General features: G+C 69.5%; 17 protein-coding genes, 1 tRNA gene and 1 pseudogene. 12 read left to right on the forward strand and 7 right to left on the reverse strand.

All coding sequences use genetic code 11. From position 1 onward, the window contains the following. Window positions 1-23: 23 nt before the first annotated feature. Window positions 24-2,744, reverse strand: a complete 2,721-nt coding sequence (gene polA, locus AC07DU_RS18200; protein WP_479112277.1) for a DNA polymerase I — start codon at window positions 2,742-2,744, stop codon at window positions 24-26. 130 nt (window positions 2,745-2,874) lie between these two features. Here polA and AC07DU_RS18205 point away from each other — a divergent pair, with 130 nt between their 5' ends. Then, a complete protein-coding gene (locus AC07DU_RS18205; protein WP_479112279.1) occupies window positions 2,875-5,145 on the forward strand; it encodes an FdhF/YdeP family oxidoreductase in 2,271 nt (756 codons plus the stop codon). Window positions 5,146-5,210: 65 nt separating this feature from the next. Beyond that, window positions 5,211-5,690, forward strand: a complete 480-nt coding sequence (locus AC07DU_RS18210; protein ID WP_360890424.1) for a hotdog fold thioesterase — start codon at window positions 5,211-5,213, stop codon at window positions 5,688-5,690. A 169-nt stretch (window positions 5,691-5,859) separates the two neighbouring features. Here AC07DU_RS18210 and AC07DU_RS18215 read toward each other — a convergent pair whose 3' ends face one another. After that, entirely contained in the window at window positions 5,860-6,072 is a 213-nt protein-coding gene (locus AC07DU_RS18215) for a hypothetical protein (protein ID WP_479112281.1), read from the reverse strand. Here AC07DU_RS18215 and AC07DU_RS18220 point away from each other — a divergent pair. The 6 genes from AC07DU_RS18220 (at window position 6,071) to AC07DU_RS18245 (ending at window position 12,443) form a co-directional block, all read left to right on the forward strand. Next, a complete protein-coding gene (locus AC07DU_RS18220; RefSeq protein ID WP_479032824.1) occupies window positions 6,071-6,286 on the forward strand; it encodes a hypothetical protein in 216 nt (71 codons plus the stop codon). The genes AC07DU_RS18215 and AC07DU_RS18220 overlap by 2 nt on opposite strands. Before the next feature lie 542 nt (window positions 6,287-6,828). Then, entirely contained in the window at window positions 6,829-8,061 is a 1,233-nt protein-coding gene (locus AC07DU_RS18225; RefSeq protein WP_360890429.1) for a branched-chain amino acid ABC transporter substrate-binding protein, read from the forward strand. Between the two features lie 107 nt (window positions 8,062-8,168). Beyond that, window positions 8,169-9,101: a branched-chain amino acid ABC transporter permease gene (locus AC07DU_RS18230; RefSeq protein WP_360890432.1), complete on the forward strand. Its 933-nt coding sequence runs from the start codon at window positions 8,169-8,171 to the stop codon at window positions 9,099-9,101. A 5-nt stretch (window positions 9,102-9,106) separates the two neighbouring features. After that, window positions 9,107-10,828, forward strand: coding sequence for a branched-chain amino acid ABC transporter permease (locus AC07DU_RS18235; protein WP_360890691.1), 1,722 nt, complete (start codon window positions 9,107-9,109; stop codon window positions 10,826-10,828). A 5-nt stretch (window positions 10,829-10,833) separates the two neighbouring features. Then, window positions 10,834-11,730 carry an ABC transporter ATP-binding protein gene (locus AC07DU_RS18240; protein WP_479112283.1) on the forward strand — a complete coding sequence of 299 codons (897 nt, stop codon included), beginning with the start codon at window positions 10,834-10,836 and terminating at the stop codon, window positions 11,728-11,730. Next, window positions 11,727-12,443 carry an ABC transporter ATP-binding protein gene (locus AC07DU_RS18245; protein WP_360890438.1) on the forward strand — a complete coding sequence of 239 codons (717 nt, stop codon included), beginning with the start codon at window positions 11,727-11,729 and terminating at the stop codon, window positions 12,441-12,443. Before AC07DU_RS18240 ends, AC07DU_RS18245 begins: the two co-directional genes overlap by 4 nt. A gap of 82 nt (window positions 12,444-12,525) precedes the next feature. Here AC07DU_RS18245 and AC07DU_RS18250 read toward each other — a convergent pair whose 3' ends face one another. Further along, entirely contained in the window at window positions 12,526-13,179 is a 654-nt protein-coding gene (locus AC07DU_RS18250) for an ANTAR domain-containing response regulator (RefSeq protein WP_360890441.1), read from the reverse strand. 92 nt (window positions 13,180-13,271) lie between these two features. On the opposite strand from AC07DU_RS18250, the gene AC07DU_RS18255 reads away from it, so the two are divergent. From AC07DU_RS18255 to AC07DU_RS18265, 3 genes and pseudogenes are all read left to right on the forward strand, one after another. Continuing rightward, window positions 13,272-13,354: transfer RNA gene (locus AC07DU_RS18255), tRNA-Leu, on the forward strand. Window positions 13,355-13,440: 86 nt separating this feature from the next. Further along, window positions 13,441-14,230, forward strand: a pseudogene (locus AC07DU_RS18260) (helix-turn-helix domain-containing protein). Between the two features lie 94 nt (window positions 14,231-14,324). Further along, window positions 14,325-14,576 carry an EF-hand domain-containing protein gene (locus AC07DU_RS18265; RefSeq protein ID WP_479032817.1) on the forward strand — a complete coding sequence of 84 codons (252 nt, stop codon included), beginning with the start codon at window positions 14,325-14,327 and terminating at the stop codon, window positions 14,574-14,576. Window positions 14,577-14,634: 58 nt separating this feature from the next. Here AC07DU_RS18265 and pyk read toward each other — a convergent pair whose 3' ends face one another. Both pyk and AC07DU_RS18275 read right to left on the reverse strand, forming a co-directional pair. After that, window positions 14,635-16,062, reverse strand: a complete 1,428-nt coding sequence (pyk, locus tag AC07DU_RS18270) for a pyruvate kinase (protein ID WP_360890450.1) — start codon at window positions 16,060-16,062, stop codon at window positions 14,635-14,637. 146 nt (window positions 16,063-16,208) lie between these two features. Further along, the gene (locus tag AC07DU_RS18275; protein ID WP_360890453.1) at window positions 16,209-16,910 is read right to left on the reverse strand and encodes an SIMPL domain-containing protein; all 702 of its coding nucleotides are present in this window, start codon (window positions 16,908-16,910) and stop codon (window positions 16,209-16,211) included. Between the two features lie 141 nt (window positions 16,911-17,051). On the opposite strand from AC07DU_RS18275, the gene AC07DU_RS18280 reads away from it, so the two are divergent. After that, a complete protein-coding gene (locus AC07DU_RS18280; RefSeq protein WP_479112285.1) occupies window positions 17,052-18,857 on the forward strand; it encodes a bifunctional metallophosphatase/5'-nucleotidase in 1,806 nt (601 codons plus the stop codon). A gap of 97 nt (window positions 18,858-18,954) precedes the next feature. Here the strand turns inward: AC07DU_RS18280 and AC07DU_RS18285 are convergent, their stop codons facing one another. Together AC07DU_RS18285 and AC07DU_RS18290 are read right to left on the reverse strand one after the other, a co-directional pair. Continuing rightward, window positions 18,955-20,364: a lysine N(6)-hydroxylase/L-ornithine N(5)-oxygenase family protein gene (locus AC07DU_RS18285; protein WP_360890459.1), complete on the reverse strand. Its 1,410-nt coding sequence runs from the start codon at window positions 20,362-20,364 to the stop codon at window positions 18,955-18,957. Continuing rightward, window positions 20,361-21,788 (reverse strand): pyridoxal phosphate-dependent decarboxylase family protein, encoded by a 1,428-nt coding sequence (locus AC07DU_RS18290; RefSeq protein ID WP_479112287.1) that lies wholly within the window; start codon window positions 21,786-21,788, stop codon window positions 20,361-20,363. The genes AC07DU_RS18285 and AC07DU_RS18290 overlap by 4 nt, the downstream gene beginning before the upstream one ends. Window positions 21,789-21,892 lie beyond the last annotated feature (104 nt).

Genomic DNA, 21,892 nt, shown 5'->3' on the forward strand with positions numbered 1-21,892 from the left:
GCGCGGCCCTGGCCGTACGGGGCTCAGTGCGCGGCGGACTCCCAGTCGGGGCCGACGCCCACGGACACCTCCAGCGCGGCCCGGAGCTCGACGGCGGCGCCCATCTCGCGGCGCACCAGCTCCTCGACCTGCTCGCGCTCGCCCGGGGCGATCTCCAGCACGATTTCGTCGTGGACCTGGAGGAGCGTCCGCGACCTCAGCCCGGCCGCGGTGATCGCCTTGTCCACGCGCAGCATCGCGACCTTGACGATGTCGGCGGCGGTGCCCTGGATCGGCGCGTTGAGCGCCATCCGCTCGGCGGCCTCGCGGCGCTGGCGGTTGTCGCTGTTGAGGTCGGGCAGGTACCGGCGGCGGCCGAAGACCGTGGCCGTGTACCCGGTGGCCCGGGCCTCGTCCACGACGCGGCGCAGGTAGTCCCGCACGCCGCCGAACCGCTCGAAGTACGTCTCCATCAGGCCGCGCGCCTCGGCGGGCTCGATGTTCAGCTGCTGGGCCAAGCCGAAGGCGGAGAGCCCGTACGCGAGACCGTACGACATGGCCTTGATCTTGCGGCGCATCTCGGCGTCGACCTGGGACCGCTCGACGGCGAACACCTGGGAGGCGACGGTGGTGTGCAGGTCCTCGCCGGTCGCGAACGCCTCGATCAGGCCCTCGTCCTCGGAGAGGTGGGCCATCACGCGCAGCTCGATCTGGCTGTAGTCGGCGGTCATGAGCGACTCGAAGCCCTCGCCGACGACGAAGCCACGGCGGATGGCGCGGCCCTCGTCGGTGCGCACCGGCACGTTCTGCAGGTTGGGGTCGGTGGAGGACAGCCGGCCGGTCGCGGCGACGGTCTGGCTGAAGCTGGTGTGCACCCGGCCGTCGGCGCCGATGGTCTTGACCAGGCCCTCGACGGTGACGCGCAGCTTGGCCTGCTCCCGGTGGCGGAGCATGATCACGGGCAGGTCGTGGTCGGTCTGGGTGGCCAGCCAGGCCAGCGCGTCCGCGTCCGTGGTGTACCCGGTCTTGGTCTTCTTGGTCTTCGGCAGGTCCAGCTCGCCGAAGAAGACCTCCTGGAGCTGCTTGGGCGAGCCGAGGTTGAACTCGTGGCCGACCGCCGCGTGCGCCTCCTTCACCGCCTGCTGCACGGCCCCGGCGAACTGCTGCTCCATGGCCTCCAGGTGGTCCCGGTCGGCGGCGATGCCGGACCGCTCCATCCGGGCCAGCAGCTCGGAGGTCGGCAGCTCCATGTCGTGCAACAGCTCGGCCGCGCCCACCTCGGCGAGCTTGTCGGTGAAGGCGTCACCGAGGTCCAGGACGGCGCGGGCCTGCGCCATCAGGGCCTCGGCCTCGGCCGTGTCGTCGGCGCCGAAGGCCAGCTGGCCGTCGGCGGCGGCGGGCGCCAGCTCACGGTGGAGGTACTCCATGGACAAGGCGTCCAGGGCGAAGGACCGGCGGCCCGGCTTGACCAGGTAGGCGGCGAGCGCGGTGTCCATGGCGACGCCCGCGAGGGTCCAGCCGTGCTCGGGGAAGACCCGCATGAGGCCCTTGGCGTTGTGCACCACCTTGGGCTTGGCCGGGTCGGCGGCCCAGGCCGCGAAGGCCCGCTCGTCCGCCTCGTCCAGCTCGGCGGGCGTGAACCAGGCGGCGGCGCCCCCGGCCGCGGCCAGCGCGATCTCGCTGACGTTGCCCTGGCCGAGTGCCCAGCTGTCGACGGTCGCGAGGCCCAGCGGCCCGCCCGCGTGGCTCTCCAGCCACGGCGCCAGCTCGCCGGTGCCCAGGACGGCCGCGTCCAGCTCCACGCCCGGCGCGACCGGAGCCGGTGCCTCCTCGGCGGCGCCCGGGTCCACGGCGAGCAGCCGCTCGCGCAGCGAGGCGTTGCGGATCTCCAGCACGTCCAGTACACCGAGCATGGCGGTCCGGTCGTACGGGGCGCGGACCAGGTCGGCCGGGGTCTTGGGCAGCTCGACGTCCTTGACCATCTCGGTCAGGACGCGGTTGAGCTTGACGGCCTCCAGGTGGTCCCGGAAGTTCTGCCCGGCCTTGCCCTTGACCTCCTCGGCACGCTCCACGAGCTGCGCGAACGACCCGAACTGCGTGATCCACTTGGCCGCGGTCTTCTCGCCGACACCCGGGATGCCCGGCAGGTTGTCGGACGGGTCGCCGCGCAGCGCGGCGAAGTCCGGATACTGCTGCGGGCTGAGCCCGTACTTCTCCTGGACCTTCTCCGGGGTGAACCGGGTCAGCTCGGAGACGCCCTTGGTCGGGTAGAGCACGGTGGTGTGCTCGGACACGAGCTGGAAGGAGTCCCGGTCGCCGGTGACGATCAGCACGTCGAAGCCCAGGGCCTCCGCCTGCGTCGCCAGCGTCGCGATCACGTCGTCGGCCTCGAAGCCGTCGATGGCGAACCGCGGCACGTGCATCGCGTCGAGGAGCTCGCCGATCAGCTCGACCTGCCCCTTGAACTCGTCGGGGGTCTTGGAGCGGTTCGCCTTGTACTCGGGGAACTCCGTCGAGCGCCACGTCTTGCGGGAGACGTCGAACGCCACCGCGAAGTGCGTGGGCGCCTCGTCGCGCAGCGTGTTCGCCAGCATCGACGCGAAGCCGTAGATGGCGTTGGTCGGCTGGCCGCTCGCGGTCGTGAAGTTCTCCGCGGGCAGCGCGAAGAACGCCCTGTACGCCAGGGAGTGCCCGTCCATGAGCATCAGGCGGGGGCGGTCCGCTGCGGTCGTCTGGTCGGTCGTCTTCGATGCTGTCTGTGCCACGCCCCCGATCCTAGGCGCCCCCACCGACAATTCCGGCCGGTCCCCACACAGGGGCAAATCCGCCGACGGCGACGTCGGCGGGGCGTGACAGGATCGGTGCAGACGACAGGACTGTTCAAAGGGGAGCGTCATGGCCACCAAGCCGCCCGCAGGTGATCCGGTACAGGACGCGCCGCAGGTCGCGCCCCCGCAACACGCGGCCGCGGGGCTGCCCGCGATCGGGCACACCCTGAGGATCGCGCAGCAGCAGATGGGCCTGGCCCGCACCGCCCGCACCCTGCTCAAGGTCAACCAGAAGGACGGCTTCGACTGTCCGGGCTGCGCCTGGCCCGAGGGCGACAAGCGGCACACCGCCGAATTCTGCGAGAACGGCGCCAAGGCCGTCGCGGAGGAGGCCACGCTGCGCCGGGTGACCCCGGAGTTCTTCGCCGCGCACCCCCTCGCCGACCTGGCCACGCGCTCCGGGTACTGGCTGGGGCAGCAGGGCCGGATCACCGAGCCGATGTACCTCCCCGAGGGCGGCGACCGGTACGAGGCGGTCAGCTGGGAGCGCGCCTTCGCGATCATCGCGGAGGAGCTGACCGCGCTGGCCTCCCCCGACGAGGCCCTCTTCTACACCTCGGGCCGCACCAGCAACGAGGCCGCCTTCCTCTTCCAGCTCTTCGCCCGCGAGTTCGGCACGAACAACCTGCCCGACTGCTCCAACATGTGCCACGAGTCCTCGGGCTCCGCGCTGAACGAGACCATCGGCATCGGCAAGGGCAGCGTCTCCCTCGAAGACCTCCACCAGGCCGACCTGATCATCGTCGCCGGGCAGAACCCGGGCACCAACCACCCGCGCATGCTCTCCGCCCTGGAACAGGCCAAGTCCGCCGGCGCGAAGATCATCTCGGTGAATCCTCTGCCCGAGGCCGGGATGGAGCGCTTCAAGAACCCGCAGTCCCCCCTCGGGATGATCAAGGGCACCGCCCTGAACGACCTGTTCCTGCAGATCCGCATCGGCGGCGACCAGGCCCTCTTCCGCCTGCTGAACAAGCTGGTCATCGAGGCGGGCGGGGCCACCGACGAGGCCTTCATCCGCGAGCACACCCACGGCTACGAGGAGTTCGCGGCGGCCGCGGCGAAGGCCGACTGGGAGGAGACCCTCACCGCGACCGGCCTGACCCGGCCCGAGATCGAGCGCGCGCTGGCCATGGTCCTGGCCTCCGAGCGGACCATCGTCTGCTGGGCCATGGGCCTGACGCAGCACAAGCACGCCGTCGCCACCATCCGCGAGGTCGTCAACCTCCTGCTGCTGCGCGGAAACATCGGCCGCCCCGGCGCGGGCGTCTGCCCCGTCCGCGGCCACTCCAACGTGCAGGGCGACCGCACCATGGGGATCTTCGAACGGCCCGCGGCCGCCTTCCTCGACGCCCTCGACGCCGAATTCGGCATCACCTCGCCGCGCGAGCACGGCTTCGACGTGGTCCGCTCCATCCAGGCCCTGCGCGACGGCAAGGCCAAGGTCCTCTTCGCCATGGGCGGCAACTTCGTCGGCGCCACCCCCGACACCGAGGTCACCGAGGCCGCGATCCGCCGCGCCTCCCTGACCGTGCACGTGTCCACCAAGCTCAACCGCTCCCACGCGGTCACCGGCCGGCGCGCCCTGATCCTGCCCACCCTCGGCCGCACCGACAAGGACGTCCAGGCCGGCGGCAAGCAGTTCGTGACCGTCGAGGACTCCATGGGCATGGTCCACGCCTCCCGCGGCAACCTCGCCCCCGCCTCCCCGCACCTGCTCTCCGAGCCCGCCATCGTGGCCCGCCTGGCCCGCGCCGTCCTCGGCGAGACCTCCAGGACCCCGTGGGAGGAGTTCGAGCGGGACTACGCGACGATCCGCGACCGGATCTCCCGCGTGGTCCCCGGCTTCGAGGACTTCAACGCCCGCGTCGCCCGCCCCGGCGGCTTCCGGCTGCCGCACGCCCCGCGCGACGAGCGCCGCTTCCCCACCAAGACCGGCAAGGCCAATTTCACGGCCGCGCCCGTGGAGTACCCCGAGGTCCCCGAGGGCCGGCTGCTCCTGCAGACCCTGCGCAGCCACGACCAGTACAACACCACGATCTACGGCCTCGACGACCGCTACCGCGGCATCACCGGCGGCCGCCGCGTCGTCATGGTCAACCCCGCGGACGCGGCGGAGCTGGGCCTGGCCGACGGCTCGTACACGGACCTGGTCAGCGAGTGGAAGGACGGCGTGGAGCGGCGCGCACCGGGCTTCCGGGTCGTGCACTACCCCACGGCCCGCGGCTGCGCCGCCGCCTACTACCCCGAGACCAACGTCCTGGTCCCGCTCGACTCCACCGCGGACACCAGCAACACCCCCGCCAGCAAGTCCGTGGTCATCCGCTTCGAGCCGTCCTGAACCGGCCTGATAGAACGACTCCCAGGACAAGAAGGTTAACGATCGTTGACGAACGGAGCAGACCCATGGGTCAGGAGCACGCTGTGAAGTTCCCGCAGGAGGTACTCGACGAGTACACGGCCATGGGCGTCGACCTGCCCGCGCTGTTCTCCGCGGGCGCCCTCGGCGAGCGGATGGAGATCCGCATCCTGGAGGCCTCCGCCGAGCGCGTCGTGGCGACCATGCCGGTCAAGGGCAACACCCAGCCCTACGGACTCCTGCACGGCGGCGCCTCCGCCGTCCTGGCCGAGACCCTCGGCTCCGTCGGAGCGATGATGCACGGCGGCATCACCAAGATCGCCGTCGGCGTGGACCTGAACTGCACCCACCACCGGGGCGCCCGCTCCGGCACGGTCACCGGGGTCGCCACCCCCGTACACCGCGGCCGCTCCACCGCCACGTACGAGATCGTCATCAGCGACGAGCAGGACCGCCGGGTCTGCACGGCCCGCCTGACCTGCCTGCTGCGCGACGCCGCCCCGGCCGGGGACCCTGCCGGGGCCTGACGCCGCAGCCGTAGGGCACGAGGCACCCGAGGGCCCGGATCCAGCCGCTCACAGCGGCGGGTCCGGGCCCTCGCCCGTTCCCGGACCGGGCCACGCCTGCCCAACCGCCCGGAATTCACCAGTCCGCACGCCGCCCCGCCCGCGCTGTTGTGTCACCGATGGTGACCGCCTACCGTCCCCTCATGGGGACCCCGCCACGCACGGCCAGGTACGCCACCGTCCACGCCCTCCTCGCGGCGCTCGCCCTGACCGGATGCTCTTCCTCCGCACCACCCGCCGCAGAGGGCTCCACCAGCGCTTCCACCAGCCCTTCCGCCAGCGCCTCCTCGCCCGCACAGATCTGCACGAGCCTCGTCTCGTACTGGGCGAAGGAGACACTCATGGGCACCAAGTGGTCGGGTCTGGACTGGGAGCAGAAGGGTCTGTCCAACGAGCAGTACGCGATCCACGAGGACGCGGTCGCCGCAGGACGCGCCGAGGAAATAACTGGCGGACGTGACAAGGCACTTGAGCTGATCGACCGGTTCGTGGCCCGCCGCTGCGCCGAGCAGAACGGCGCGACGTGGAGTTCGGAGAACTGGCGGCCCCCGACGTGACCCGGGTCACCGCATTCCCGCGCGCGCTGTCCGCCTTCCGGGCAGAGGGACCCGTACGGCCGAACCGCAGGTCGCAGGCCCTTCACCCCTTCGGGCAAGATCCAGCCGAAGGGCCTCCCCCCGCCCCGAACGTCACTCTCCGTAGTTCACATGACGTACGTAATCCGCCTTTTCCCTAGAGAAGGGCCACCCGGAGGATTCTTTCGGACACGCGCTGCCACATTCGGCTCAATTTGATCTAAGACAGGTGCATGAAGGCCTCAAGCCCCTTAGGGAACCAGGTATTTCTCACCATGCGGACAATCTTGACCGTCGCTAAAAGCCCGATCTGTCCGTACTCACAGCACGCATTCTTGGCCTTGGCATAACAAGAGCGTCACATCCTCCGATCCCCGCTCCCCGTGTTCGCCACCTCGGGCCTAGAGTCACGGCCAGTCACCGCGCCGCAGAGCGCGAATCAGCACGGCCGTGGACCTCCCAGTGTGGCCCGGCGACCAAACGGCACCTCGACAGAGGGCGCCGCGCCAGGGAAAGGAAGAATCGTGCGACACCGTTCTTTGCTCGTCCTCACCACCGTGATCACCACGGGAGCACTGACCCTCACCGCTTGCGGCTCGCGCGACGGAGAATCCAAGGACAACGGCGGCGGCAAGAAGACCGTCGTCGTCATCGGCGTGGACGCCCCGCTCACCGGTTCGCTCTCCGCGCTCGGTCAGGGCATCAAGAACTCCGTCGACCTCGCGGCCAAGACGGCCAACAAGAACAACGAGGTCCCGGGCATCGAGTTCAAGGTCGAGGCCCTCGACGACCAGGCGGTCCCCGCCTCCGGTCAGGCCAACGCCACCAAGCTCGTCGGCAACAAGGACGTCATCGGCGTCGTCGGCCCGCTGAACTCCGGCGTGGCGCAGCAGATGCAGGGCGTCTTCGCCTCCGCCAAGCTGGCCCAGGTCTCGCCCGCCAACACCAACCCCTCGCTCAGCCAGGGCGACAACTGGGGCAAGGGCGAGTTCAAGCGCCCCTTCGACACCTACTTCCGCACCGCCGCCACCGACGTGGTCCAGGGCAAGTTCGCCGCCCAGTACCTCTTCAAGGACGCCGGCAAGAAGAAGGTCTTCGTCGTCGACGACAAGCAGACCTACGGCGCCGGCCTGGCCGCGATCTTCTCCGAGGAGTTCAAGAAGCTCGGCGGCGAGGTCGTCGGCACCGACCACGTCACCGTGAAGGAGACCGACTTCTCCTCCACCGCCGACAAGGTCAAGTCCTCCGGCGCCGACTCCGTCTACTTCGGCGGCCAGTACCCCGAGGGCGGCCTGCTCGCCGACCAGATCAAGAAGACCGGCGCCAACATCCCGCTCATGGGCGGCGACGGCATCCAGGACCCCGCCTTCATCACCGCCTCCGGTGAGGCCAACGAGGGCGACCTCTCCACCTCCATCGGTTACCCGGTCGAGAAGCTGCCCACCGCCAAGACGTTCATCGAGGACTACAAGGCCGGCGGCTACAAGGACCCCTACGCCGCCTACGGTGGCTACTCCTACGACGCCGGCTGGGCCATCGTCCAGGCCGTCAAGGCCGTCGCCGCCGCCAACGACGGCAAGCTCCCCAGCGACGCCCGCGCCAAGGTCGTCGAGGCCCTGGGCAAGGTTTCCTTCGAGGGCGTGACCGGCAAGGTCGCCTTCGACCAGTACGGCGACACCACCAACAAGCAGCTCACCGTCTACAAGGTCGAGGGCGGCAAGTGGGTCGACGTCAAGAGCGACACCTTCAACCAGTAAGCCCGTAGCACCCAGCAACACCCGTAACACCTGAACCACGCCGCGCGAGGGCGCAAACAGTGCCCTCGCGCGGAGTCTTATCCGACACGCTCATCGGAGGCCCTGCGGTGCACGAACTGCCGCAACAGCTGGCCAACGGCCTGGCCCTCGGTGCTCTCTATGGCCTCATCGCCATCGGGTACACCATGGTCTACGGCATCGTCCAGCTCATCAACTTCGCCCACGGCGAGATCTTCATGATCGGCGGCTTCGGCGCGCTCACCGCCTACACCGCCCTCCCGACCGGCACCTCCCTGCTGATCGCGATCCCCATCATGATCGTCGGAGGCGCACTCGCCTCCGTCGCCGTAGCCACCGCAGCCGAACGCTTCGCCTACCGCCCCCTGCGCAGCGCCCCCAGGCTCGCCCCCCTCATCACCGCAATCGGCCTCTCGATCGCGCTCCAGCAGCTCGTCTGGCAGTTCTACCCGGACGCCAAGAAGGCCGTCAGCTTCCCCGAGTTCAAGGGCGCCTCCTTCAAGATCACCGACAGCCTCGCGATCCAGCGCGCGGACGCCTTCGTCCTCGTCCTCGCCCCCCTGTGCATGCTCGCCCTCGGCATCTTCGTCTCCAAGAGCCGCAGCGGCCGCGCCATGCAGGCCACCGCGCAGGACCCCGACACCGCGAAGCTGATGGGCATCAACACCGACCGCATCATCGTCATGGCCTTCGCCATCGGTGCCGCGTTCGCAGCCGTCGCCGCCGTCGCCTACGGCCTCGACAAGGGCCAGATCAACTTCGAGATGGGCTTCATCCTCGGCCTCAAGGCCTTCACCGCAGCCGTCCTCGGCGGCATCGGCAACATCTACGGAGCCATGGTCGGCGGCGTCGTCCTCGGACTCGCCGAAGCACTCTCGATCGCCTACATCGAAGAGATCCCCGGCATGCAGCAGCTCGGCGGTGGAGCCTGGTCCAACGTCTGGGCGTTCGTACTCCTCATCGTCGTCCTCCTCGTGCGGCCACAAGGCCTGCTCGGTGAGCGCGTCGCGGATCGGGCGTGAGAACCATGACCAACACCACCACCCCGCAGACCGACACCGCGAAGCAGGGCCCCGCGCCCACCACGCTCCTGTACACGGTCATCGGCGGCAGCCTCCTCACCGTCGTCAGCGTCTTCCTCGCGTGGACCTGGACGGCCGAATTCCCCGGCGACCTGACCTACTACGGCAGCCCCGCCCCCATCCAGTCCCTCAGCCTCATCGCAGCCCTCCTCACCATCGCCTACGCGCTCTCCGCGCTCGGCCTCAAGGGCTTCCGCTGGCTCAGCCCCACCGGCTCCCGCAAGGCCCTGTGGATCCTCGCGCTCGGCACCCTCGCCGGCACCTGGTACACCGTCATCTCCATCACCTGGGTCCTCGGCGGCGTCGTCCACCTGGAGCCCGGCGCCTACGTGGCCCTGGTCGGCTCGCTCATCCCGGTCCTGGCCGCGTACAAGCTCCCCGACGACAGCCACAAGGCGGCCCCCGCCAAGAGGCTGCCCTCCTGGGCCGAGATCCTCATCATCACCGGCGTCTTCGCCCTCGGCCTCTACGTGGTCACCTTCGGCATCGACACCGATGACAAGGAACCGCAGCTCTTCGTCACCTACCTGCTGATCATCGGCTTCGCGGCCTTCGCCCTGCTCAAGTCCGGCCTCCTGGACCGCTTCAGCACCATCACCGCGAACAACCGCCAGGTCACCCTCATGGGCACCGCGGCCGCCGCGATCGCCTTCCCGTTCATCCAGCAGAGCGGCGACACCTACACGCTCATCGCGGTGAACATCCTGATCTTCGCGACCGTCGCCCTCGGCCTCAACGTCGTCGTCGGCCTCGCCGGTCTGCTCGACCTCGGCTACGTCGCCTTCCTCGGCGTCGGCGCCTACACCGCCGCACTGGTCTCCGGAAGCACCGCCTCCGCCTTCGACATCCGTCTCCCCTTCTGGGCAGCGATGATCGTCGGCGCCCTCGCCTCCCTCATCTTCGGCGTGGTCATCGGCGCACCCACCCTCCGCCTGCGCGGCGACTACCTCGCCATCGTCACCCTCGGCTTCGGAGAGATCTTCCGCATCGCCATGGGCAACCTCGACGGCGACTCCGGCCCGGACATCACCAACGGCCCCAACGGCATCCCCAACATCCCCCACCTCGAAATCTTCGGGTGGAACTTCGGGGAGTCCCACGACGTCGGCGGCATCACCCTCGGCGCCTACGCCAACTACTACTTCCTGATGCTGCTCGTCATGGCCCTGGTCGTCCTGGTCTTCTCCCGGGCGGGCAACAGCCGCATCGGCCGCGCCTGGGTCGCCATCCGCGAGGACGAGACCGCCGCCGAAGCCATGGGCATCAACGGCTTCAAGGTCAAGCTCATCGCCTTCGCCCTCGGCGCCACCCTCGCCGGCCTCGCCGGCACCGTCCAGGCACACGTCAACAGCACGGTCGTCCCCGAGAACTACGTCTTCGCCGGGCCCGTCCCGCCGAACTCCGCGTTCCTCCTCGCCGCCGTCATCCTCGGCGGCATGGGCACCATCCGCGGCCCCATCCTCGGCGCCGCACTCCTCTTCCTGATCCCGGCGAAGCTGGCCTTCCTCCAGGACTACCAGCTCCTCGCCTTCGGCATCGCCCTCATCCTGCTCATGCGCTTCCGCCCCGAAGGCCTCATCGCCAACAAGCGCGCGCAGCTCGAGTACCACGACGAAACCGCTGACCAGGCCCCCACGGACCTGGCCACCGCCAAGGCGGGGGCGTAACCACCATGACGACCACAGACACCACCACGACGACCGTCCTCGAAGCCAGCGGCGTCACCATGCGCTTCGGCGGCCTCACCGCCGTCAAGGGCGTCGACCTCAAGGTCAACGCCGGCGAGATCGTCGGCCTCATCGGCCCCAACGGCGCCGGCAAGACCACCTTCTTCAACTGCCTCACCGGGCTGTACGTCCCCACCGAGGGCACCGTCAGCTACAAGGGCACCGTCCTGCCGCCCACGCCCCACAAGGTCACCGCAGCCGGCGTCGCCCGCACCTTCCAGAACATCCGGCTCTTCCACAACATGACCGTGCTGGAGAACGTCCTCGTCGGACGCCACACCCGCACCAAGGAAGGCCTCTGGTCCGCCCTCCTGCGCGGCCCCGGCTTCAAGAAGGCCGAAGCCGCCAGCGAAGCGCGCGCCATGGAACTCCTCGAGTTCATCGGCCTCCAGCACAAGGCCGGCCACCTCGCGAAGAACCTCCCCTACGGCGAACAGCGCAAGCTCGAAATCGCCCGCGCCCTCGCCAGCGACCCCGGCCTCATCCTCCTGGACGAGCCCACCGCCGGCATGAACCCGCAGGAAACCCGCGCCGCCGAAGAACTCATCTTCGCCATCCGCGACATGGGCATCGCCGTCCTCGTCATCGAGCACGACATGCGGTTCATCTTCAACCTCTGCGACCGCGTCGCCTGCCTCGTCCAGGGCGAAAAGCTCGTCGAAGGCAGCGCCGCGGAAGTCCAGGGCGACGAGCGCGTCATCGCCGCCTACCTCGGCACCCCCTTCGAAGGCGCACCCGGCGACGAGGAAGTCGCCGAAGTCGAAGCCGCCGAAGCCCACGCCGACGCGGACAGCACCACTGGCACCACCGGCACCACCAGCACGGAAGGAGAGACCAAGTGACCGCGCTCCTCAAGGTCGAAGACCTCAAGGTCGCCTACGGCAAGATCGAAGCCGTCAAGGGAATCTCCTTCGAAGTCAACGAAGGCCAGATCGTCTGCCTCGTCGGCACCAACGGCGCCGGCAAGACGACCACCCTGCGCACCCTCTCCGGGCTCCTCAAGCCCAAGAGCGGCAGCATCACCTTCGACGGCCAGCCGCTGGCCAACGTGCCCGCACACAAGATCGTCGCCATGAAGCTGGCCCACTCCCCCGAGGGACGCCACATCTTCCCCCGGCTGACGATCGCCGAAAACCTCCAGCTCGGCGCGTTCCTGCGCACCGACAAGGACGGCATCGAGAAGGACATCCAGCGCGCCTACGACCTCTTCCCCATCCTGGGCGAACGTCGCAAGCAGGCCGCCGGCACCCTCTCCGGCGGCGAACAGCAGATGCTCGCCATGGGCCGCGCACTCATGTGCCAGCCCAAGCTGCTCATGCTGGACGAGCCCTCCATGGGCCTCTCCCCGCTGATGATGCAGAAGATCATGTCCACGATCGCCGAGCTCAAGTCCACCGGCATGACCATCCTGCTCGTCGAGCAGAACGCCCAGGCCGCGCTCTCGCTGGCCGACCAGGCGCACGTCATGGAGATCGGCAAGATCGTGCTCTCCGGCACCGGCCAGGACCTCCTCCACAACGAGGACGTCCGCAAGGCCTACCTCGGCGAGGACTGACCTTCCCGGTACCGCGTGAGGCCCGCCTCCCTTCGGGGGGAGGCGGGCCTCACGCATGCGCACGGTCCTACCCGGCGCCGTCCTACTTGGCGCCGTCCTTCTTCTTCGCCTCGGCGTCCTCGATGACCACCTCGGCGACCTGCTGCATGGACATCCGGCGGTCCATCGACGACTTCTGGATCCACCGGAACGCGGCCGGCTCCGAGAGCCCGTACTGCGTCTGCAGGATGCTCTTCGCCCGGTCCACCAGCTTGCGGGTCTCCAGCCGCTGCGAAAGGTCCGCGACCTCCTGCTCCAGCGCGCGCAGCTCCGCGAAGCGGGACACCGCCATCTCGATGGCCGGGACCACGTCGCTCTTGCTGAACGGCTTCACGAGGTACGCCATGGCCCCGGCGTCCCGGGCGCGCTCGACGAGGTCGCGCTGCGAGAACGCGGTGAGCATGAGCACGGGGGCGATGGACTCCTCCGCGATCTTCTCAGCCGCGGAGATCCCGTCCAGTACGGGCATCTTCACATCGAGGATGACCAGGTCGGGCCGGTGCTCACGGGCGAGCTCGACGGCCGTCTGCCCGTCCCCGGCCTCGCCGACGACGGCGTAGCCCTCCTCTTCGAGCATCTCTTTCAGGTCCAGGCGGATGAGCGCCTCGTCCTCGGCGATGACGACGCGGGTCGTCAGCGGCGGAACGTGCGACTGGTCGGCGTCGGGCGTGGGCGTCGACTCGTGCTCGGCGGTCACGGGGGCTCCTCTTTGCGGGGCGCTGCTGCTTGCATGAGCCTACCTAGCAGCGCCGCCGCGCGGTCACCCGGTACACTCCGACGTGCAACCCTGCCGGGTTGGTGGAATGGCATACACGGATGTCTCAAACACATCTGCCCGTGAGGGCTTGCGGGTTCGAGTCCCGCACCCGGCACGATGTTCGAAAAGCGGAGGTTCACCTTCGCGTGAATGTCCGCTTTTTGCTACACAACGCGAGGCGCCGTCACAGACAGTGGCGTCATGCAGTTCCACAGCCTCGAAACACGACAGGCGGCCCTCTCCATGCTGCGCGGCGGCACGCGGAACGCGGAGGTCGCCCGGCACCTGAAGGTGCCGCTCGGCACAGTCGGCTACTGGAAGCACATGGACCGGGCAAAGCGCGGCGAATGTCCCGGAGCCCACAATCCAGACTGCCCGCGATGCGACGGCAGTGCTCTGGACACCGAGGCGTACGCATATCTACTCGGGCTCTATCTGGGCGACGGACACATAAGTCACTACTCAGCTCACCGCGTCCCCAACCTCATGATCACCTGCGATGACAACTGGCCTGGGCTGATGGATTCCGCCGAACAGGCGATGGGTCGCGTTTTCCCGTTCAACCAGGTCTGTCGGGTCCGCAAAGTGGGCTGCCACAACGTCAAGGTCTACTCGAAGCATCTCGAGTGCCTGTTTCCGCAGCACGGGGCGGGCCGAAAGCACGAGCGGCCCATCGTCCTCGAAGACTGGCAGCAGGAGATCGTGGACACGCACCCGTGGGCGTTCCTCCGGGGGCTCATTCACTCCGATGGATGCCGGATCACCAACTGGACCACGCGTGTCGTCGCGGGAGTGCAGAAGCGCTACGACTACCCGCGGTACCTCTTCACCAACAAGTCGGATGACATCCGGAAGCTGTGCACCGACACGCTCACCAAGGTGGGCGTCCGGTGGACGATCCTGGCGCGCGGCAGCGACCCCGTACAACGTGTCCGTCGCCCGTAAGGAATCCGTCGCGCTCATGGACGCCCACATCGGGCCCAAGTACTAGGGGAGGCCGCCGGAGCCGCCGAGGCCTGGGGGACCGTATGGCGTGGAGTTAGGTTGGGGTCAAGGTCGAGGCCAGACGTATGAGGGGAATCCGTATGAGCGAGAAGGCTCGCAAGCTGTTCGACGCGCTGGATCTGAACCACGACGGGGAGCTGACCCGTGTGGAGGTGATCTCGGCGCTGCGGTCCAAGGGGCCGACGTTGGCCGCGCGCGGGGATCTGCCGGTGTGGGCCGTGGGGGACGCGGATGCTTCGTCGGCGTTGTTCGATGCGGCTGATGCGAACGGGGACGCGGTGTTGTCGTTCGAGGAGTTCGAGGCCGTGGTCGACCGCCGGTTCGGCTGGTAGCCGGGGCGGCGCCGGTGACCGCGTCGGGCCGTGTTGCCCGACGCGGTGGTGGCGGGTGTCAGCGGACGGCGTCGCCGATGTGGTGGATGCGGACGAGGTTGGTGGATCCGGTGACGCCGGGGGGTGAGCCGGCGGTGATGACGACGGTGTCGCCGGGTACGCAGCGGCCGATCCGCAGGAGTTCTTCCTCGACCTGGGCGACCATGGCGTCGGTGGACTCGACGTGGGGGCCGAGGAAGGTTTCGACGCCCCAGGTGAGGTTCAGCTGGGAGCGGGTGGCGGGGTCGGGGGTGAAGGCGAGGAGGGGGATGGGTGAGCGGTAGCGGGAGAGCCGGCGGACGGTGTCCCCGCTCTGGGTGAAGGCGACGAGGAACTTGGCGTCGAGGAAGTCGCCCATTTCGGCGGCCGCGCGGGCGACGGCTCCGCCTTGGGTGCGGGGCTTGTTGCGCTCGGTGAGGGGCGGCAGGCCCTTGGCGAGGATGTCCTCTTCGGCGGCTTCGACGATGCGGGACATGGTGCGGACGGTTTCGACGGCGTATTTGCCGACGCTGGTCTCGCCGGAGAGCATGACGGCGTCGGTGCCGTCGATGACGGCGTTGGCGACGTCGGAGGCTTCGGCGCGGGTGGGGCGGGAGTTGTCGATCATCGAGTCGAGCATCTGGGTGGCGACGATGACGGGCTTGGCGTTGCGCTTGGCGAGTTTGACGGCTCGCTTCTGGACGATGGGGACTTGCTCCAGGGGCATTTCGACGCCGAGGTCGCCGCGGGCGACCATGATGCCGTCGAAGGCGGCGACGATGTCGTCGATGTTGTCGACGGCCTGAGGCTTTTCGATCTTGGCGATGACGGGGAGGCGGCGGGCCTCCTCGTCCATGATGCGGTGGACGTCTTCGATGTCGCGGCCGCTGCGTACGAAGGAGAGGGCGATGATGTCGGCGCCCAGGCGCAGGGCCCAGCGCAGGTCGTCGATGTCCTTGGCGGAGAGGGCGGGGACGGAGACGGCGACGCCGGGGAGGTTGAGGCCCTTGTGGTCGGAGACCATGCCGCCTTCGATGACGCGGGTGTGGACGCGGGGGCCGTCGACCGCGGTGACTTCGAGGGTGACGCGGCCGTCGTCGACGAGGATGCGTTCGCCGGCGGTGACGTCCGCGGCGAGTCCTTCGTAGGTGGTGCCGCAGGTGTGGCGGTCGCCTTCGTGGTCTTCGACGGTGATGGTGAAGTCGTCCCCGCGTTCAAGGAGTACGGGTCCTTCGTGGAAGCGGCCGAGGCGGATCTTCGGGCCTTGAAGGTCGGCGAGGATGCCGACGCTGCGGCCGGTCTCGTCGGAGGCCTTGCGTACGCGCTGGTAGCGCTCCTCGTGTTCGGCGTGTGTGCCGTGGCTGAGGTTGAGGCGGGCGATGTCCATTCCCGCTTCGACCAGGGCTTTGATCTGGTCGTATGAGTCGGTGGCGGGGCCCAGGGTACATACGATTTTCGCTCGGCGCATGAGGCGAGCGTATTCCCCTACTTAGGAGTAGGTAATCGCTTCCGGGTGTCCACTCAACAACCTTTGAGCAAAAGGTTGTTGACAACTGTTGAATGTGCATGGGGGTGCTCTGATGAGCACCCCCGGGGCATCATTTTGTGGGTTCTTCAGAGTTGCGGAGGGGTCATGGTGAAGCGGGCGTTCACCTGGGCGTAGACGGTCTGGCGCTGGGGTTCGAGGTCGAGGGGCGGGGGCCCGGCGTCTTCGGCGGCGCTGAAAGCCATGGTGCGCATTCCGGCGCCGGGTGCGGCGGGGAAGGGGTTGGCGTTCTCGGCGCCGAGGTCGGCGAGTTCGACGAGGGCGGCGAGGCGGGCGCCGAGCGCTTCGGCGTATTCGCGGGCGCGCTGGACGGCTTCGAGTACGGCTTGGCGGCGGGCCTGGCCGTGGGCGGGTGAGGTGGGGCGCAGGGCCCACCAGGGGCCGTCGACCTGGGTGAGTTCGAGGTCGGCGAGGCGGGTGGTGAGTTCGCCGAGGGTGGTGAAGTCGCTGAGTTCGGCGGTGATGTGGACGCGGCCGTGGTAGGCGCGGACGCGTTCGGCGCGGCCGTGGCGGGTGAGTTCGGGGGTGATGGAGAAGGAGCCGGTTTCGAGTTTTTCGACGGGGTCGCCGTAGCTCTTGATGAGGTCGAGGACGGTGTTGTTGCGCCGGGTGAGGTCGTCGAGCGCGGTGCGCCGGTCGGTGCCGCGGGCGCTGACGGTGATGCCGATGCGGGCGATCTCGGGGTCGACTTCGATGCGGGCTTCGCCGCGGACTGCGACGCGGGGTACTTCGGGGGTTCCGTAGGGCTGGTGCGATGCGTCCTGGGTCATGGCTTCACTGTCGCACTGTCGCTCGCACGGGGCGGTCATCAGATCGAAACCTGGTCGGGGTGTTGTCGCCTGTTACCGGTGGGTCAGAATCTACGCGCGTTGTCTGCACTTCTGCGTACGCGTTTCACAAGGGGAGATGGCATGGCGTTCGACCGTAGGACGTTTTTGGGGACCACGGCTGCGACGGGGGCGGCTGTGGCGTTGACGGGGGCCGTGGGCACTCCGGCCGCGGCCCAGCAGGCCGCGAAGGGGCAGGGGCCGGCGCCGCGGACGTACGCGTTCACGGTGATGGGCACGACCGACTTGCACGGGAATGTCTTCAACTGGGACTACTTCACGGACAAGGAGTTCGACGACAAGGCGCACAACGACGTCGGTCTGGCGAAGATCTCGACGCTGGTGGACCAGGTGCGGGCGGAGAAGGGGCGGTGCAACACGCTGCTGATCGATGCCGGTGACACGATTCAGGGCACGCAGTTGTCGTACTACTACGCGAAGGTGGATCCGATCACCGCGCAGAGTGGTCCGGTGCACCCGATGGCGCAGGCGATGAACGCGATCGGGTACGACGCGGCGGCGTTGGGGAACCACGAGTTCAATTACGGCATTCCGGTCCTGCGGAAGTTCGAGGAGCAGTGCGACTTCCCGTTGCTGGGGGCGAACGCGCTGGACGCGAAGACGTTGCGGCCGGCGTTCGCGCCGTACAGCATGCACCGGTTGCGCACTCCGCACGGGCCGGATGTGAAGGTGGCGGTGCTGGGGCTGACGAACCCGGGGATCGCGCTGTGGGACAAGGCGAACGTGCAGGGGAAGATGACCTTCCCGGGTCTTGAGGAGCAGGCGGCGAAGTACGTGCCGAAGCTGCGGTCGATGGGCGCCGATGTGGTGATCGTGTCCGCGCATTCCGGTTCGAGCGGCACGTCCTCGTACGGGGACCAGCTGCCGTACATCGAGAACGCCGCGGCTCTGGTGGCGGAGCAGGTGCCGGGGATCGACGCGATCCTGGTGGGGCACGCGCATACGGAGATTCCCGAGTACCGGGTGAAGAACAAGGCGACCGGCAAGGACGTCGTGCTGTCGGAGCCGCTGAAGTGGGGGCAGCGGCTGACGCTGTTCGACTTCGAGCTGACGTGGAGCAGGGGCCGCTGGTCGGTGGTGAAGGTCGCGGCGAAGGTGTTGAACTCGAACATGGTGGCGGAGGACCCGAAGGTGGTCGGGCTGCTGGAGGACGAGCACCGCAAGGTCGTGGCGTACGTCAATCAGGTGATCGGTACGTCGACGCAGGCGATGTCCTCGGCCGAGGGGCCGGTCAAGGACGTGGCGATCATCGACCTGATCAACCACGTGCAGGCGCAGACGGTGAAGGCGGCGCTGGCGGGCACGGAGTGGGCGGCGCTGCCGGTGCTGTCGCAGGCCTCGTGCTTCTCGCGGACGGCGGCGATTCCGGCGGGGCAGGTGACGATCCGGGATGCGGCCGGTCTGTACCCGTTCGAGAACACGCTGGAGGCGCGTCTGCTGACCGGGGCGCAGCTGAAGGACTACCTGGAGTACTCGGCGCGGTACTTCGTGCGGACGGCGCCGGGTGACGTGGTGGATCCGGCGAAGCTGACGAACGCCGAGGGCGTCCCGGACTACAACTACGACGCGGTGTACGGGCTGACGTACGACATCGACATCGCGCAGCCGGTGGGTTCGCGGATCACGGGGTTGTCGTTCCAGGGGAAGCCGGTGGACGCGGCCGGGCAGTTCGTGCTGGCGGTGAACAACTACCGGGCCTCGGGTGGCGGGAACTTCCCGCACGTGCCGCAGGCCAGGCAGCTGTGGGCGAACTCGGACGAGATCCGGAACACGATCATCCAGTGGGTGAAGACGAAGGGGACGGTGGACCCGGCGCAGTTCGCGTCGGTGGACTGGCGGCTGACGCGGGCCGGGGTGGCGGTGTTCTAGTCCCTTCGACGCGACGGTGTGCGGCCGGGCCCGGGGGGCGAGGGTGTGCGGGCGTCGTCGGCGCCGCCACCACCACCCCGGGCTCCGGCCGTTCCGTTTAGGGGTGGTCGACGAGGGGGCGGAGTTCGCCCGCGGGCCGGGGGCGGGCGTGCTCGCGCTGTTCGAGGCCGAAGGTGGTGAAGGCGGTGCGGGCCGGCTGGGGGTAGGGGTCCTTGCCCGTGAGGGTGTTGAGGATGGCGGCGCTGCGCCAGGCGGCGAGGCCGAGGTCGGGGGCTCCGACGCCGTGGGTGTGGCGTTCGCCGTTCTGGACGAAGATCGAGCCGGTGACCGCCGGGTCGGTGATCATCCGGTAGCGGTCGTCGATGCGGGGGCGGCCGGAGGAGTCCTTGCGCAGGTAGGGGTCGAGGCCTGCGAGGAGGCTGCCGAGGGGGCGTTCCCGGTAGCCGGTGGCGAGGACCACGGCGTCGGTGGTGAGGCGGGAGCGGGTGCCCTGTTCGACGTGTTCGAGGTGGAGTTCGACCTTGGTGGTGGCGACGCGGCCGGCGGTACGGACGCTGACTCCGGGGGTCAGGACGGCGTCGGGCCAGCCGCCGTCGAGGGTGCGGCGGTAGAGCTCCTCGTGGATGGCGGCGATGGTGGCGGCGTCGATGCCCTTGTGGAGCTGCCACTGTGCGGGGACGAGCCGGTCGCGGACGGGCTCGGGGAGGGAGTGGAAGTAGCGGGTGTAGTCGGGGGTGAAGTGTTCGAGGCCGAGCTTGGAGTACTCCATGGGCGCGAACGAGGGGGTCCGGGCGAGCCAGGTGAGGCGTTCGCGTCCGGCGGGGCGGGCGCGGAGCAGGTCGAGGAAGACCTCTGCTCCGGACTGGCCTGATCCGATGACGGTGACGTGTTCGGCGCCGAGGATGCGTGAGCGGTTGTCGAGGTAGTCGGCGGAGTGGATGACGGGGACGGCGGGGGCTTCGGCCAGGGGGCGCAGGGGTTCGGGGACGTAGGGGGCGGTGCCGATGCCGAGGGCGAGGTGCCGGGTGTGGGTGCGGCCGAGGGCTTCGGCTTCGCCCGCCGAGTCGAGCTGGGTGAAGTCGACTTCGAAGAGGTCGCGTTCGGGGTTCCAGCGGACGGCGTCGACCTGGTGGCCGAAGTGGAGTCCGGGGAGGCGGCCGGCGACCCAGCGGCAGTAGGCGTCGTATTCGGCGCGGTGGATGTGGAACTGCTCGGCGAAGTAGAACGGGAAGAGCCGTTCCTTGTGCTTGAGGTAGCTGAGGAAGCTCCAGGGGCTGGCCGGGTCGGCGAGGGTGACCAGATCGGCCAGGAAGGGGACTTGGAGGGTGGCCCCGTCGATGAGGAGTCCGGGGTGCCAGCGGAAGTCGCGGCGCTGGTCGTAGAAGGCGGTGGCGAGTTCCCCTGCTCCTTGCTGCGGCAGGCCGTGGGCGAGGGCCGCGAGGGACAGGTTGAACGGGCCGATGCCGATTCCGACGAGGTCGTGGGGTGCATCGAGGTGGGCGGTCATCGGTGGGTGCTGCCTTCCAGGAGGGCGATCAGGGTGTCCAGGTCACCCGCCGTGGTGTGCGGGTTGAGCAGAGTGGCTTTGAGCCACAGGCGGCCGTCGGCGTGGGTGCGGCCGAGGACGGCGCGGCCTTCGTGCAGGAGGGTGCGGCGCAGGGTGGCGAGCTCGTCGTCGTCGGCGTGGGTGGGCCGGAAGAGGACGGTGCTGATGGTGGGCGCCGCGTGGAGTTCGAAGCCGGGGTGCGCGTCGAGGAGCCCGGCGAGGTGGTCCGCGAGCTCGCAGGTGCGGTCGATGAGGCGGATGAGGCCGTCGCGGCCCAGTGAGCGCAGGGTGGTGGCGATCTTGAGGGCGTCGGGGCGGCGGGTGGTGCGCAGGGAGCGGCCGAGGAGGTCGGGCAGGCCGGCTTCGGTGTCGTCGGGGGCGTTGAGGTAGTCGGCCTGGTGGGCGAGGGGGGCCAGCAGGGCGGTGTCGGGGACGGCGAGGAGTCCGGCGGCGACGGGCTGCCAGCCGAGTTTGTGCAGGTCGACGGTGATGGAGTGGGCGCGGCCGAGTCCGGCGAGTTTGTCGCGGTGGCGGGGGCTGAGGGCGAGGAGGCCGCCGTACGCGGCGTCGATGTGGAGGTCGGCGCCGTAGCGGTCGCAGAGGTCGGCGATGCGGTGGAGGGGGTCGATGAGTCCGGCGTCGGTGGTGCCGGCGGTGGCGGTGACGAGGGTGGGGCCGGGGGCGGCCGCGAGTGCTTCGGCGAGACGGTCGGGGTCGAGGGTGCCGGTGGGGGTGGGGACGGCGACGGCGGGGGGCAGGCCGAGGAGCCAGGCGGCGCGGGGGACGGAGTGGTGGGCGTTGGCGCCGTGCAGGACGGTGAGCCGGGGGCCGTGGCGTTCGCGGGCGAGGAGCAGCGCGAGTTGGTTGGCTTCGGTCCCGCCGGTGGTGACGAGGGCGTCGGGGTGGGGGGTGGCGTAGAACTCGGCGGCGAGGGCGCGGGTGAGGAGGGCTTCGACGGCGGAGGCGGCGGGGGCCTGGTCCCAGGAGTCGAGGGAGGGGTTCAGGGCGCTGGCCGCGAGGTCGGCGGCGGCCGCGACGGCGAGGGGCGGGCAGTGCAGGTGGGCCGCGCACAGGGGGTCGGCGGGGTCGGCGGCGCCGGCGGCGAGGGTGTGGACGAGGGTCCGCAGCGCTTCGTGGTCGCCGGTTCCGTGGGCGGGCAGTACGTCGCCCAGTGCGGCGCGGACGTGGGCGGCGAGGGCGTCGGGGCCGCCGGCCGGGAGGGGGCCGCCGCGGTCCCGGGCTCCGTTGTGCAGGGCGTCGAGGACGGTGTCGAGGAGGGGCCGCAGGGCGGCCGGCCCGTCCGGGCCCCCGGCGAGGGGTGGGATGCCGGTGTCCGTGCCGGGGCGTGGGTGGGTGCCTGGGCCTGTGCCGGGCGGCGCGGTCATCGGGTCCTCCGGGGCTGGGAGGGGTGCGGTGCGGGGCACCCGGCCAGTACAACGATCCGACCCGAATGGGGTAACCGCCGGGGTTTGTCCGGGGTGTACCGATG

The sequence above is a fragment of the Streptomyces sp. NPDC045695 genome, assembly GCF_056432025.1.

Bases quoted from the DNA above. Each gene is read 5' to 3' on its own strand.
- AC07DU_RS18220 (WP_479032824.1), top strand. From the start codon at position 6,071: ATGGGCACCAAGTGGTCGGGTCTGGACTGGGAGCAGAAGGGTCTGTCC.
- AC07DU_RS18290 (WP_479112287.1), bottom strand. From the start codon at position 21,788: ATGACCGCGCCGCCCGGCACAGGCCCAGGCACCCACCCACGCCCCGGC.
- AC07DU_RS18265 (WP_479032817.1), top strand. From the start codon at position 14,325: ATGAGCGAGAAGGCTCGCAAGCTGTTCGACGCGCTGGATCTGAACCAC.
- AC07DU_RS18275 (WP_360890453.1), bottom strand. From the start codon at position 16,910: ATGACCCAGGACGCATCGCACCAGCCCTACGGAACCCCCGAAGTACCC.
- AC07DU_RS18280 (WP_479112285.1), top strand. From the start codon at position 17,052: ATGGCGTTCGACCGTAGGACGTTTTTGGGGACCACGGCTGCGACGGGG.
- AC07DU_RS18235 (WP_360890691.1), top strand. From the start codon at position 9,107: ATGACCAACACCACCACCCCGCAGACCGACACCGCGAAGCAGGGCCCC.
- AC07DU_RS18240 (WP_479112283.1), top strand. From the start codon at position 10,834: ATGACGACCACAGACACCACCACGACGACCGTCCTCGAAGCCAGCGGC.
- AC07DU_RS18215 (WP_479112281.1), bottom strand. From the start codon at position 6,072: ATGAGTGTCTCCTTCGCCCAGTACGAGACGAGGCTCGTGCAGATCTGT.
- AC07DU_RS18210 (WP_360890424.1), top strand. From the start codon at position 5,211: ATGGGTCAGGAGCACGCTGTGAAGTTCCCGCAGGAGGTACTCGACGAG.
- pyk (WP_360890450.1), bottom strand. From the start codon at position 16,062: ATGCGCCGAGCGAAAATCGTATGTACCCTGGGCCCCGCCACCGACTCA.
- AC07DU_RS18205 (WP_479112279.1), top strand. From the start codon at position 2,875: ATGGCCACCAAGCCGCCCGCAGGTGATCCGGTACAGGACGCGCCGCAG.
- AC07DU_RS18285 (WP_360890459.1), bottom strand. From the start codon at position 20,364: ATGACCGCCCACCTCGATGCACCCCACGACCTCGTCGGAATCGGCATC.